Origin of the sequence: Gudongella ferriphila, from assembly GCF_046224405.1 — a bacterium.
GTDB lineage: Bacteria > Bacillota > Clostridia > Tissierellales > Tissierellaceae > Gudongella.
Genome location: NZ_JBJXRK010000002.1, coordinates 140,693 through 153,893, shown reverse-complemented (window position 1 = coordinate 153,893; position 13,201 = coordinate 140,693). Strand labels below are relative to the sequence as shown.

Genomic DNA, 13,201 nt, shown 5'->3' with positions numbered 1-13,201 from the left:
AAATTATGACAACCATGGAGTATGAAATGAAAAACGTAGATGAGAGTTTGATGAAGGATGTTAGTCCTGAACTGTTGCCAACAAAAGAAAGGATCATGGACAAACTTTCTTACTTCGCAGCATTTATGGGTGGATGCGTTTCCATTGGAACATTTTCAATGGGAGCAAGCTTAATAGGAATTTTAAATTTGACACAAGCTATAGTGGCAATGGCCATAGGCTGTGGAGTAATAGCAATAGCCTTGGTTCTTGCGGGTGCTGCTGGCCATAAATACGGAATCCCCTTTACAATTCAGGCAAGAAGTTCATTCGGCTCCCTAGGTGTTCAGCTTCCGGGATTACTAAGAGGGATACCTGCAATAGTGTGGTTTGGATTTCAGAGTTGGGTTGGTGCAGGGGCGCTAAACATAACTTTAAGAACCTTGACAGGATTTGATAACTTACCGGTGATATTTGTTCTATTTACTGCACTTCAAGTAGTTTTGGCAATCAATGGATTCCACGGCATAAAATGGCTGGAAAACATAGCGGTAGTATTCATTATAGGCGCTCTTGGATACATGTTCTATACAGTCTACACAAAATACGGTGTTGAGGTTGCCGCTACAATAACCAATATAGAAGGAACCTGGGGACTTCCCTTCTGGGGTGGTACAACGGCATTCCTTGGGATTTATGCCACTATGATATTAAATGCATCTGACTATTCAAGAGAGCTGGTGAAGAAATCAAGACCCTCCACAACAGGTATGATCTATATGTTCGCCATACTCCCTGCTACCTTGTTCATGGGTCTAATTGGACTTATGGTTTCAGGAGCTACTGGTAGCAATGACCCTGTCGTGGTATTTTCAACGGCAATTGACAATCAGTTCCTGACAGTAATTACCCTTGTGTTTGTGGCATTTGCACAGGTTACCACGAACGTTTTGAACAATATAGTTCCACCAGTATATGTCCTTATGAATTCATTTAAAATATCATACAAGAAGGCTGTTGTGATAGTGGGAATGTTGTCAATAATGTCTTTTCCTTGGCTTTTGGTAAGAGAGGAGTCTGCAGCTGGCTTGTCATTGTTTGTCCAGATTTACTCAGCTTTCCTGGGACCGATTTTTTCAGTGCTTATAGTTGACTATTTCCTACTTAGAAAGAAGAAGTTGGATTTAAATGATTACTATGACATGGAAGGACCGTTTAAGGGAATCAACTGGGCAGGAGTAGCTGCTATTGCAGTTGGATCAATAATATCGCTCTTCTTTGTTCAGGTTTCTTGGTACGCAAGTCTTATCCCAACCGGGTTGATATACTACTACTTAATGAAAAACTGGGATAAAGCGGCATCATTTAGAAAAGGAACCATATTTGAGAGTTAACAAAGTGCCTGTCATCATTCTTGATGGCGGGCTTATTTTTATTACGAATTATCATAAAATACCATAAAAACATATATTCTTTATCACTATTTGATAGTTAAATATAAGAGAAAATGTAGGAAAATAGTAATATGGGATAGTTAAATTATTAAGGAGGTATTTTATGTACAAGGAACTAGTAATACCACAAAGAACTATAATGACACCAGGTCCGGTTGAGGCGGAGCCAAGAGTACTTAGAGCGATGAGTTCTCCAATACTGGGGCAGTATGACCCTGCATTTCTTCATATAATGGACGAGGTTCAAGACTTATTGAGATACGCCTTCCAAACGGAAAATAGACAAGCCTTTGTAGTGGATGGAACTGCAAGAGCGGGAATTGAAGCTGTACTATCTGGAATAGTTGAAAAGGGAGATAAGGTTTATGTCCCAATATTCGGTAGATTTGGCCATCTTCTATCTGAAATTGCCAAGAGGGCAGGTGGAAACGTACACACCACAGAGATTGAGTGGGGAACCACTTACTCATTTGAGGAACTCAAAAAGGAAATTGATGAATTTGAACCGAAGGTTGTAGCCATAGTACATGGAGAGACTTCAACCGGTAGGATGCAGCCACTGAAAGAGTTAGGACACTACTGCAGAGACAAGGATATACTCTTGGTTGTTGATGCTGTGGCTACTCTCACAGGTACAGAATTCAAGACAGATGAGTGGAAAGTTGATGCAGTGGTTTCTGGAACTCAGAAGTGTCTCTCAGTACCAACAGGTTTAGCGCCATTGACCTACAACGAAAGGGTGGAACAGATTCTTGCAGAGAGAAGAAAGGTTGAACAGGGCCTTGATAAGGAAGCTCGTAACGATAGGATGATTTCGACAAATTATCTGGATTTGAGTCAGATTCAGGAGTATTGGTCACCAAAAAGACTTAATCACCATACAGAAGCAACTTCGATGCTATATGCAGTAAGAGAAGGATTAAGGATCATCAAGGAGGAAGGTCTTGAAGCTAGAATTGAAAGACATAAACTTCATGAGAAGGCATTGGTTGCTGGACTTGAAGCAATGGGTCTTAAAATATTCGGCCAGGAGTTTGACAAGGTTCCAACAGTAACCTGTGTTGAAGTACCTGAAGGGGTTGTTGAATCTGAAGTAAAACTGGATATGATCAATCACTTTGGAGTTGAGGTTGCATCAGCATTCGGACCATTGACAGGAAAGATATGGAGAATTGGAACAATGGGATACAGCTGCAGGAAGGAAAATGTTTTGAGAGTCCTTTCGGCCATGGAGGCAATGCTAATCCGAAAAGGAGTTAAGGTCAACAAAGGAGAGGCTCTTCAAGCAGCTCTTGACATGTATAAATAATCAAACAAAAAGCCCGGATCAATTGATATGATCCGGGTTTGTGATTTTAAGCTACTCCTCCTTCAAGATTAGAGGAAACACTATCTTGGATAGCTCTCCAACTATCAGGGGAATGAATGCAAAGCTGAGAACGATTTTCCAATCCCCACCATCAAGTGGGAAGGTGTAGAAAATGTTGTTCATAAATGGTAAATACAGGACAGCCATCAGCAGCAGGAAGGCCCCTGCTGTGGCAAACAGCATCTTTCTGTTAGAGAACAACCCTATTTTAAACAGGGTGTAGTTCTGTGATCTGCTGGAATATGCCCTTAGCAGTTCTGAAAGTATCAGGGTTGTAAAGGTTATAGTTCTTACCTCTACAATGTTTTCCACTCCATACACATTAAGAGAGATCAAGTAGGCTGCCAGAGAAGCCCCAGCAACTGCAAGGCTCTGGAAGGACACCCCCAAGAGCATTCTCTTGTCAAGAATTGCTTCCTTTGGATCCCGTGGCGGCTTGTTCATTATATCCGGCTCACCCTTTTCAACCCCAAGGGCCAATGCAGGAAAGCTGTCTGTAACAAGGTTTAGCCATAGGAGTTGAATAGCAAGCAAGGGGACCGGCAGATTCAGCAGGATACTGATAAACACCAGCAGAATTTCTCCGATGTTACATGACAGAAGGAAATATACAAATTTCTTGATATTTGAGAATATAATTCTACCCTCTTCAACTGCAGCAACTATGCTGGCAAAGTTATCGTCTGTCAGTATCATGTCCGCAGTGTTCTTGGCAACGTCAGTACCTGTGATTCCCATAGCTATTCCAATGTCAGCCTTTTTGATGGCCATTGCATCGTTGACTCCGTCTCCGGTCATTGCGGCGATATCACCATTTGCCCTTAAAGCCGTTACAATCCTTACCTTATGCTCCGGTGAAACTCTTGCAAATACCTTGGTTTCCTTAACAACTTCCCTTAATTCCTGGTCAGAGATGGAATCTATCTTGCTGCCCATTATTGCCTGTTCTTCCTTTTCAGCAAGACCCAGATCCTTGGCTATGGCAAATGCAGTTTCTCTGTAGTCTCCTGTTATCATAATGGTATTGATGCCTGCATTCTTGCATTTTGCAATCGCATCTCTTGCCTCTGGCCTTGGTGGGTCAATCATCCCTGTCAGACCTACAAATATCATATCCTTTTCATGTTCTTCAGTGGAAGGCTCTTCTGGAACCTTCTGATACTCCCTGAAGGCCAAAGCCAGAACCCTAAGTGCATCCCTGGAAAAAGCAGAGTTCTGATCTTGGAGTCTCTCCCTGACATCATCGGTGAGCTTTATCACATCTCCATCAAGAAGGATTTTGTTGCATCTGTTTATGATGATATCTGGAGCTCCCTTGGTAAAGGAAACTATTTCATCCTTCCCGGCCATTTCATGAAAGGTGGTCATCATCTTCCTTTCGGAGTCAAAGGGGATCTCCTTTATCCTGGGATACTTTCCATTTATTGTCTTGGAGCGGATACCTCCCTTTTCTGCAAGGGTAAGAAGTGCTCCTTCAGTCGGGTCTCCAAGAATTTTGAACAGGTCATCCTTTTCCTCCAGTTTGGCATCGTTTACAAGAGCTGAAATTGTAAGAAGAAGGTTCAGACCCTTCAGTTCCTCAACCTTTATTTCCCTGTCATCAACGAGAAATCTTCCTTCTGGCTCGTAGCCCCTTCCCTCAACATCCACAATCCTGTCGTTTGTGAACAGCTTTACGACAGTCATCTCATTTTGCGTAAGGGTACCAGTCTTATCTGTACATATCACTGAGGTTGCCCCTAAGGTTTCAACAGCAAGAAGCTTTTTCACAATCGCGTTTCTTTCAACCATCTTGTTCATGCCGATGGCAAGTACAATTGTAACAATTGCAGGCAGTCCCTCTGGAATTGCAGCAACAGCCAAGCTTATTGCAATCATGAACATCTCAAGAAGATCCCTGCCCTGAATCATTCCAATGCCAAATACTGCTATACAAACAATAATTACAGTTATCCCAAGGATCTTTCCAAGCTGGTTCAGCTTTTTCTGAAGAGGAGTGCTCTCTTCGTCTATTGATTGGATCATTGTTGCAATCTTTCCAATCTCTGTGGACGCCCCTGTTTCCACCACAACTCCCTGGCCGCGACCATAGGTTACAATGGTGCTCATGTAGGCCATGTTTCGTCTGTCTCCAAGAGGAGTCTCCTCAGTGAGCTCAAAGGAAGCCTTTTTCTCTGAGGGGACGGATTCCCCGGTAAGTGACGCCTCCTCAACCTTTAGGTTTGAGCTTTCAATCAGCCTCAAGTCCGCCGGGATTATGTCACCTGTTTCAAGAATCACAACATCTCCTGGTACAAGCAGCGATGCAGAAATTTCTTGAGTTTTTCCATCCCTAAGTACCTTTGCTGTTGGAGAGGCCATCTTTTTGAGGGACTCCAAGGCCTTTTCCGCCTTGCCTTCCTGATACAGCCCAAGCATTGCGTTTACTATAACAATTGACAATATTACTATGGCATCCTTTGTTTCACCAACAAAAACAGATATAAGTGCCGCTGACATAAGTATAAGTATCAAAAAATCAGAAAACTGAGCGATGATCTTAGACATCAGGCTCTTTCCCTGCTCTTCCGAAAGTTCATTTTGACCATGTTCGTCCAATCTTTTAGTAGCTTCCTCTGTGGATATTCCAGCAGATAAATTAACCTTCAGGTCTTCAGCCAACTCCTGAGGATTCCTTTGGTACCATTCCATGCTATCCCTTCTTTCCTTTCACTATGACAGTAAGTATATACCCAAAAAATTACAAAGACTTTCGTCCATTGTTAAATGAACAAAAGTCTTGCCTCTTCAACGAAGGTGATAACCGGGCCAGGCCGTGATGATGATTATCACATATTAGCGACTCCATTTTGCTGGAATGATTATAGTACTCATCCAGACATAAATCAAGATAAACCTAAAAGAAACACAATATCTCAAAGCAATTGACTTATTTCATTGATTAGGAGATAATTTAGTTAAATAAAAGAAAAAAAGGTGTGATTCATGTGAACAACAAGATACTTGTGGTCGATGATGAAAAAGCTATAGGGGATATAATTAAATTCAATCTGGAAAAGGAAGGCTTCCAGGTTACAGTTGCATATGACGGGGAAGAGGGTCTGGAGAAAATTAAGCTTACTCAACCTGATCTTCTCATTTTGGATATAATGATGCCCAAGAAGGATGGCTTTCAGGTATTGAAGGAAATAAGGCCAACATTCAGATTCCCGGTCATAGTTCTGACTGCAAAGGAGGAAGAGGTGGATAAGGTCCTTGGTCTTGAACTTGGTGCGGATGATTACATGGTAAAGCCATTTAGCATGAGGGAACTGGTGGCAAGGGTCAAGGCAAACATAAGAAGACTTGATTATGACCTGTCATCAGGAAACGGAGCGGCTGAGATAACCTCCGAAGACCTGGAGATAGACTTTACAAAATACGAGGTAAGAAAAAAGGGCGCCGTGGTGGACCTTACCTTGAGGGAGTTCGAGCTCCTGAAGTTTCTTGCCCTAAGTGCAGAACAGGTATTTACAAGAGAGCAGCTTCTTGAGAAGGTGTGGGGCTATGAATACTACGGAGACATCAGAACGGTGGATGTTACAGTGCGAAGGTTAAGAGAAAAAATTGAAGACGACTCAGGTGAGTTCAAGTATATACTGACCAAACGAGGCGTTGGATACTATTTCAGGAGGGTCTGATATGTTTTCCAGCATCAGGTGGAAATTTATCGTGGTGTATTTCCTTCTGGTTTTTATTGCCATGGTTATAATAGGTATTTTCATAGTGAACAGAATGGAGGATCAGCAGCTTGAAACAGCCAGATCTTCAATGGAGCAGCAGATAGAAACCATAATGTCCACATCTAGCTATATAGCAACAGGGAACTGGACAGAAAACAGGGAGGGAATCCAGGGAACGCTGAACGACTGGAGGCTTGGAACCGGTGAGACATTATATGTAATCTACGATGAGGATGTGCCCAAAATACTGGCCACCACCAACAAGCAATATGAGTCCATAGTTGGTAATAATGCCCTATCCTATAGGTACACCGACCCCAGCATAATAGGACGTGCATTCCATGGAGAAAAGGCCCAGTCTGTCATAATGGATGATGTGGCGGGAAATGAGTTCATGCATTTTGCAGCTCCCGTATTTTCCAGTGTGGGAAAAATCAACGGAATTCTTTACATGACATCTGACCTTTCAAATGTCCAGAGAACCATTGATGATTCAAGAGCCATACTTACAAATGCAACTTTGATAGCACTGGGAATAACAATTGTACTGGGGTTCTTCATTGCCAGCAGCATCACTGGACCAATCAGGGATGTTACAAAAAAGGCGGAGGAGATGGCCCTGGGAGACTTCGACCAGTTTGTCGAGGTAAAATCGGATGATGAGATTGGCCAGCTCGCAGGAATGTTCAATCACCTTACACTTAAGCTGAAGGATACAATCGAGGAGATGGACCTTGAAAGGAGCAAACTGGATACAATATTCAGCTATATGGCAGAGGGTGTAATAGCGGTCGATAAAAACGGCAATATAATCCATGCGAACCCAATAGGGCAAAAGCTGATGGAAATAGATGATGAATTTGTTGAAACTGCTGGAAGGTTCGACCTGAAAAAGCTTGGAATGGAAAATATAGATTATACTGATCCGGAAACCTTGAACGGAGAAACAACCTTCCAGAAGGATGAAGGTGTCTACAAGGTGAAGTATGCCCCATACAAAAATGAAAGGGACCATATAGCAGGGGTTATAATGGTGCTGCAGGACATTACCCAGGAGCACAGGCTCGATAATATGAGAAAGGAATTTGTGGCCAATGTATCCCATGAATTGAAGACTCCAATCACCACAATAAAGAGCTATGCTGAGACATTGATGACAAATGACGTGGACCAGGACACACAGCAGAGGTTTCTGTCCGTTATTGACAGGGAGTGTGACAGGATGGGAAGGCTTGTAAGAGATCTTCTTCAACTGTCAAATATTGATTACCAGAAGACCAAGTGGAACAGGGAGAATATCTCCATTGGAGACATGCTGCTTGACTCCATAGGAAAGCTTCAACTTCTGGCCCATGAAAAAAACCAAAGAGTAGAATCCTACATTCAGCCTGAACTACCTATGATAAAGGCGGATAGAGATGGAATGGAACAGGTTATTCTCAATATCCTCTCCAATGCAATAAAATACACTGAAAATAACGGGATAATAAGGGTAAATGCAAAAAAACGTGATAGATTCATAGATGTTAGCATATCTGACAATGGAATAGGAATTCCCGAGGAGGATGTGGGAAGGATATTTGAAAGATTCTATAGGGTTGAAAAGGGAAGAAGCAGGGATATGGGCGGTACAGGTCTTGGTCTTTCCATAGCCAAGGAGATTATTGAGGCCCATGAAGGCACCATAGAAATCACCAGCAAAAAGAACAAGGGAACAGTTGTTAATATCACGTTGCCGGTGATGTAATAGTATTTTAACTCTGCTGTAATATGATTGTAACATTGCAGGGGTATAATTCAGATGATAGAATATGCGGATAAAGGGGGTAAGGGTATGTTCAAAAGAACTTTGGCCAGTTTGATGATAATAATGGCAGTTCTTGGTTTTGCAAGCTTTGCGCATGCATCCAATGTTACAACAGGCAATGCAATCACAACCAGAGCTGATTACGAAGTTATAAAGCCTGAAAGATCAATCTATTCTTCAAGCGAAAGAGTTGTTCTTATTAATGGGCGAGCACCGTCAGGAACAGAAATAACCGTTGAGCTTTACGGAACAACTGACTTGACAAGAAGAAGCTTCAACCTGGACAGATTACCATCCCCTGGAGATTATATATTGATTAAAAGTGAAAGCGTAACTTCAGGCAATTTGGGATTTTTCCAGAAGCAGATGGATCTTGTAAGAGGTATTAACAAGGTCGTAATAGACTTCGGAGTGGATGGAGTTGAAGACAAGGAATTCATAGTTTACAAATACGATGTTACAAGAACCGAGATTCGACTTCCATATGAAAGGGAGTCAGGCGGGATAAGGATGCCGCTAATAAGATAGAATATCAAGAGGAGAGGTTTGAATGAAGGAAAAATTTAAGACCATTCTCCTTTTTCTTTTGGTGGGAACAAGTGTGGCAATGACACAACAGCTGTGGATGCAGTTTCCTGAAAGAGTGACTAGTTTTTTCACACCTGAAATATCCTACTCTTCATCCTACTTACTCTCTGATATGATTGCTCCCAACAAATACCTTGTAGGTTTAGGTGGGAACAATTATACCTTGGTTTACGATGCAAACAAGTACGGAATATGGGATACTTCAAAGGAGTCACTTGCAAGGCTGCTGAGCTCAGACACCATCAGGACAGAGGAATCCGAATCAGGGTACAGACCTGGACAAACGGGAGAAATGGCAGTGGTTTTCTACTTCCCCGAAAGCATGAGCACATATATACTGGCGAAGGCCTGGGATGTTAACGAACCAAACGACATAGTGGATACCATACCTTATGTGGATAAAATCTCCATAGTCAAAGGTAGCGGGGATCCTTTTTTTGTTTTTTCAGATGGCGAGAGGGATGTTTTTGTCCACGAGTCGGGAGTCAATGTAGATAATGTAATTTCTGAAATTGTGGAATTTGAGGATAGCGCTGACTTTGACTACTATTACTCACTTTCTGAAATATTTCCAACAGATGTGGGGGATATCTATGTTCCCTATGAGATCAGACACAGATTGCCTGTTGTATATGTGAGCAATGATGTTGCTCAGATGACAACAAGGGAAATGGGTATATTGGCGGAAAGGTTCCTGGAGAGGGATATTGACTACATCAGACAAATCGTTGAAAGCAATGGGTCTACAATTTACATCTATAACAACAAGGTATTGAAGTTCAATATGAATGGGACGGTGGAGTATTTTCACTCCCTTGAGGATACCATCCTTGAAAGGAACCTGTATCTGAGCCTTTCAACAGCATCAGAGTTCATATCCCAGAAAGCATACTCAGCAAAGGGTATGTACCTGGCTGGAATTGATGAGATTGAATCAGAGGGCAGCCTTGGATACAGCCTGACCTTCAGATACAGGGTAAGGGGGATACCCGTACTTCTTGGAAACAGGGAGGTCCGGGAATATGTGCAAATTGAGGTGTTCAACAATCAGGTCAGAAGCTACAGACAGCTTTTCAGAGGAGAGATGGACCTTAACATAGCAAGCCTTCAGGACAGCAGACAGATATTGTCATCCTTTGATGTAATAGACCAGAATTACCTTTTCCTGGAAAGCGAGTACCTTCAACACACAGGTGAAACAAAGGAACAGCTTGGTGACCAGGTGGTTCAAAGGGTATTGGCTTCAGTTGAAGACATAACAATATCCTACTACGATCCTGGTCTTAAGGATCAGGAGGAGAGATTGATTGGTGTGTGGCTAATAAGGACACACGGAAGGGTATATGCCTTCAATGCATATACGGGAATGTTGGTGTATGAGAGATAGGAGAATGATGGATGGATTGGTCCAAAGCTAAAACAATACTTATAGTTGCTCTTCTAGTGACAAATATTTTTCTGGCATACTTTCTGTATGGTGCACAGGACACTGGAAATGCTGTCCTTGACCCTGAATTCATCCAGGAAACAGAGGATCTCCTTGGGAGAAATGGAATTGTTCTCCAAACTGAGATACCCACAAAAACCCAGCAGCTTTATAATTTGACCGTTGAGTATGAAATCATGCAGCCTGGTAGAATAAATGAGAGCTTTTTCGGTTCGGAAGGAACCATAAACAGGTCTGAAGGAGCAGTTGTGGAGATAGACAACGGAAAAGAAGAAGTTACCGTCATAAATGAAAAGCTTATGATATATGAAAATTCAGGTGAAGAAGCAGTGAATTCCATAGAGGATATTGAACAGGCAGTTGACCTTGCATTGGGATTTCTTCAGGAGAGAGGATATGAAACCCAAGATATGGGACTTTCCTATTGGAGAGAGACTGAGACCGGTTATTATCTTGACTTTACCAAAACATTCCAGGACTCATATATCGAGCTTAGCTACACTTTATTCAGGATAGAGAATGGTAATATTGTTAGAATGGAAAGAACCTGGCTAAACACCAAGGAAATTGAGCAGACAGACTACAAGATCGTACCGGCACCAAAGGCGATCCTGGAGCTTCTTAGCATGGGGGATGCCAGCAACAAGACAATAACAGATATTACCCTATGCTATTATTTCGACCCAGAAAAGCAGGAATATCTGGATGATTACCAGCAGGCCAAGGAAGGTAGGGCCGTTCCAGCCTGGAGAGTCCAGTTCAAGGATGGGTACAAGGTAATACTAGATCTGGAATAGTGAAAAAAAGGAAGGGTTATCCTTCTTTTTTTTTGCATGTTACTATATAATTAAAGAATCATAACAGAGGAGGTTTTTATAAATGACTGTTAAGGTTTGCTCCCTATCAAGCGGAAGCAGCGGGAACTGCCAATATATTGAAACAGAAAATACAAGGATAATAATAGATGCGGGATTTTCAGGAAAGAGAATTGAACAGCTCCTAGGTGAAATACAGGTGGATCCCAGAAGCCTTGATGCAATCCTTGTGACCCATGAGCACATCGACCATTCAAAGGGAGTGGGCGTGCTGTCAAGACGCTATGACATTCCCGTATACGCCAATGAGAATACCTGGAAAGGTATGGAGTCAACTATAAAGAATGTAAAGACTCACAACACAAAGGTGTTTACGACAAACAGGAATATTGAGCTGAAGGATGTCCTGATCCATCCCTTTAACGTTTCCCACGATGCCAGTGAGCCAGTGGGCTATATTATATTCAACAATAAGACCAAGTTAAGCTTTGTTACAGATACAGGCTATATTAATGAGGGTATAAAGAAAAGGATAAGCAATTCTCACTTCTACTTTATGGAATCAAACCACGATGTTAAGATGCTCATGGAGGGAAGCTATCCCATGATGCTTAAGAAGAGGATAATGAGCCTAAAGGGTCACCTTTCAAATGATGATGCAGCTGATGTGTTGTCTGAGGTTTTGAGGGGAGAAAATGAGATAGTGCTTCTTGCACATCTTAGTCAGGACAACAACGAGCCGGAGATTGCATATTCCACCGTTAGGAATGGACTATTAAGCCAGGGATTTGACGTGGACAATGACCTTAGATTAAACATGACCAACAGAGATGGTATAAGTGGAATATATAGCCTTTAATGAGGAGGAAATATGATGAATGACTTCAATTACGGAAGCTATTACAAGCCGCCCAAAAGGAGAGGTATATTTTCGTATGTACTGGTAGCCCTTATTGCTGGAATGATTGGGGGGCTTGTTACTGCATATGTTGCTCCCACTTATCTCTATGGCAGAATTATTCCCACACCTGAAATATACACAGAGGGTCAGCCATCAATGATGAATACTGTAACAATCAATCCGGTGGAGGAAATCAATGTAGTGGCAGCAGTGGCCACCAAGGCTGTAAGCTCGGTTGTTGGAATAACAACCGTATCCATAGAAAGGGACTTTTTCTGGTCCAGACCAGTTGAAGGGGTGGGATCGGGAGTTGTTGTAAACAGCGACGGATATATCCTTACAAACTCCCATGTAATCGGAGACGGGAATGCCCAGGAGATTCAGGTTCTCTTTGAAAATGGGGACAAGGTACAGGGAAGGGTATTGTGGTATGATGCCACTTTGGACCTTGCTGTAGTAAAGGTGAATGCAACAAATCTTCATGTGGCTGAGCTTGGAGACTCAGATGAAATAAGGGTTGGCGAGCTGGCTGTGGCCATAGGAAACCCATTGGGGCTTGACTTCCAAAGAACCGTGACATCTGGAGTAATTAGCGGCCTTCACAGGTCGGTTCAGATTAACCAGTACAACGTAATGGAGGATCTGATCCAGACAGATGCATCAATAAATCCAGGAAACAGTGGTGGACCTTTGCTTAACTCCACAGGACAAGTAATCGGGATCAATACAGCCAAGATTCAGACTGGAGAGGGACTGGGATTTTCAATCCCCATAAACCTCGTCAAGCCAGTGATTGAGGAAATTGTCAGGGAAGGAAGCTTTAAGAATGTCTATATAGGCTTTACAGGCAGTGAGGTTGAAATATATGAGGTGCAGATGGATACGGACCTGCCTGCAGATTACGGAGTTGTGGCAATAGAGATCTTGCCGGGCTCTCCAGCGGATGAGGCAGGGCTGAGGCCTCTTGATGTAATAACATATGTGGACGATGAGAAGGTAACCAGCATGTCAAACCTGAGAAAGATACTCTACAACTATAGGATCGGTGAAAGTGCCGAACTTACCATAAACAGGGACGGAACAACAAGAAAAGTGACCGTGAGATTCAAGGAATTCTAG

The 13,201-nt window shown here is 42.5% G+C and carries 10 protein-coding genes; 9 read left to right on the top strand and 1 reads right to left on the bottom strand.

Features of this window, described 5'->3' with window-relative positions; all coding sequences use genetic code 11:
- Positions 1-5 precede the first annotated feature (5 nt).
- Together ACKVDP_RS03055 and ACKVDP_RS03050 are read left to right on the top strand one after the other, a co-directional pair.
- Positions 6-1,373 (top strand): NCS1 family transporter, encoded by a 1,368-nt coding sequence (locus tag ACKVDP_RS03055; RefSeq protein ID WP_409227334.1) that lies wholly within the window; start codon positions 6-8, stop codon positions 1,371-1,373.
- Between the two features lie 163 nt (positions 1,374-1,536).
- Positions 1,537-2,742, top strand: coding sequence for a pyridoxal-phosphate-dependent aminotransferase family protein (locus tag ACKVDP_RS03050; protein WP_409227333.1), 1,206 nt, complete (start codon positions 1,537-1,539; stop codon positions 2,740-2,742).
- Positions 2,743-2,793: 51 nt separating this feature from the next.
- On the opposite strand, the gene ACKVDP_RS03045 is transcribed toward ACKVDP_RS03050, so the two are convergent.
- Positions 2,794-5,493, bottom strand: coding sequence for a cation-translocating P-type ATPase (locus ACKVDP_RS03045; RefSeq protein ID WP_409227332.1), 2,700 nt, complete (start codon positions 5,491-5,493; stop codon positions 2,794-2,796).
- Positions 5,494-5,789: 296 nt separating this feature from the next.
- Between ACKVDP_RS03045 and ACKVDP_RS03040 the strand changes: the two genes are divergently transcribed.
- From ACKVDP_RS03040 to htrA, 7 genes are all read left to right on the top strand, one after another.
- On the top strand, positions 5,790-6,482 hold the full coding sequence (locus tag ACKVDP_RS03040; protein ID WP_409227331.1) for a response regulator: 693 nt from the start codon (positions 5,790-5,792) through the stop codon (positions 6,480-6,482).
- 1 nt (position 6,483) lies between these two features.
- Entirely contained in the window at positions 6,484-8,271 is a 1,788-nt protein-coding gene (locus ACKVDP_RS03035) for a sensor histidine kinase (RefSeq protein WP_409227330.1), read from the top strand.
- An 87-nt stretch (positions 8,272-8,358) separates the two neighbouring features.
- Complete coding sequence (locus ACKVDP_RS03030; protein ID WP_409227329.1) at positions 8,359-8,859, top strand: hypothetical protein; 501 nt, start codon at positions 8,359-8,361, stop codon at positions 8,857-8,859.
- A gap of 22 nt (positions 8,860-8,881) precedes the next feature.
- Positions 8,882-10,306, top strand: a complete 1,425-nt coding sequence (locus ACKVDP_RS03025; protein ID WP_409227328.1) for a hypothetical protein — start codon at positions 8,882-8,884, stop codon at positions 10,304-10,306.
- An 11-nt stretch (positions 10,307-10,317) separates the two neighbouring features.
- Positions 10,318-11,163, top strand: a complete 846-nt coding sequence (gene yycI / locus ACKVDP_RS03020) for a two-component system regulatory protein YycI (RefSeq protein WP_409227327.1) — start codon at positions 10,318-10,320, stop codon at positions 11,161-11,163.
- Between the two features lie 82 nt (positions 11,164-11,245).
- On the top strand, positions 11,246-12,040 hold the full coding sequence (locus ACKVDP_RS03015; protein ID WP_409227326.1) for an MBL fold metallo-hydrolase: 795 nt from the start codon (positions 11,246-11,248) through the stop codon (positions 12,038-12,040).
- A gap of 15 nt (positions 12,041-12,055) precedes the next feature.
- Positions 12,056-13,201, top strand: coding sequence for a serine protease HtrA (gene htrA / locus ACKVDP_RS03010; protein ID WP_409227325.1), 1,146 nt, complete (start codon positions 12,056-12,058; stop codon positions 13,199-13,201).

What these genes read in the sequence shown, in the direction of transcription:
- ACKVDP_RS03050 (WP_409227333.1), top strand. Translation starts at nt 1,537, where the DNA reads ATGTACAAGGAACTAGTAATACCACAAAGAACTATAATGACACCAGGT.
- ACKVDP_RS03035 (WP_409227330.1), top strand. Translation starts at nt 6,484, where the DNA reads ATGTTTTCCAGCATCAGGTGGAAATTTATCGTGGTGTATTTCCTTCTG.
- ACKVDP_RS03055 (WP_409227334.1), top strand. Translation starts at nt 6, where the DNA reads ATGACAACCATGGAGTATGAAATGAAAAACGTAGATGAGAGTTTGATG.
- ACKVDP_RS03025 (WP_409227328.1), top strand. Translation starts at nt 8,882, where the DNA reads ATGAAGGAAAAATTTAAGACCATTCTCCTTTTTCTTTTGGTGGGAACA.
- htrA (WP_409227325.1), top strand. Translation starts at nt 12,056, where the DNA reads ATGAATGACTTCAATTACGGAAGCTATTACAAGCCGCCCAAAAGGAGA.
- ACKVDP_RS03015 (WP_409227326.1), top strand. Translation starts at nt 11,246, where the DNA reads ATGACTGTTAAGGTTTGCTCCCTATCAAGCGGAAGCAGCGGGAACTGC.
- ACKVDP_RS03030 (WP_409227329.1), top strand. Translation starts at nt 8,359, where the DNA reads ATGTTCAAAAGAACTTTGGCCAGTTTGATGATAATAATGGCAGTTCTT.
- yycI (WP_409227327.1), top strand. Translation starts at nt 10,318, where the DNA reads ATGGATTGGTCCAAAGCTAAAACAATACTTATAGTTGCTCTTCTAGTG.
- ACKVDP_RS03045 (WP_409227332.1), bottom strand. Translation starts at nt 5,493, where the DNA reads ATGGAATGGTACCAAAGGAATCCTCAGGAGTTGGCTGAAGACCTGAAG.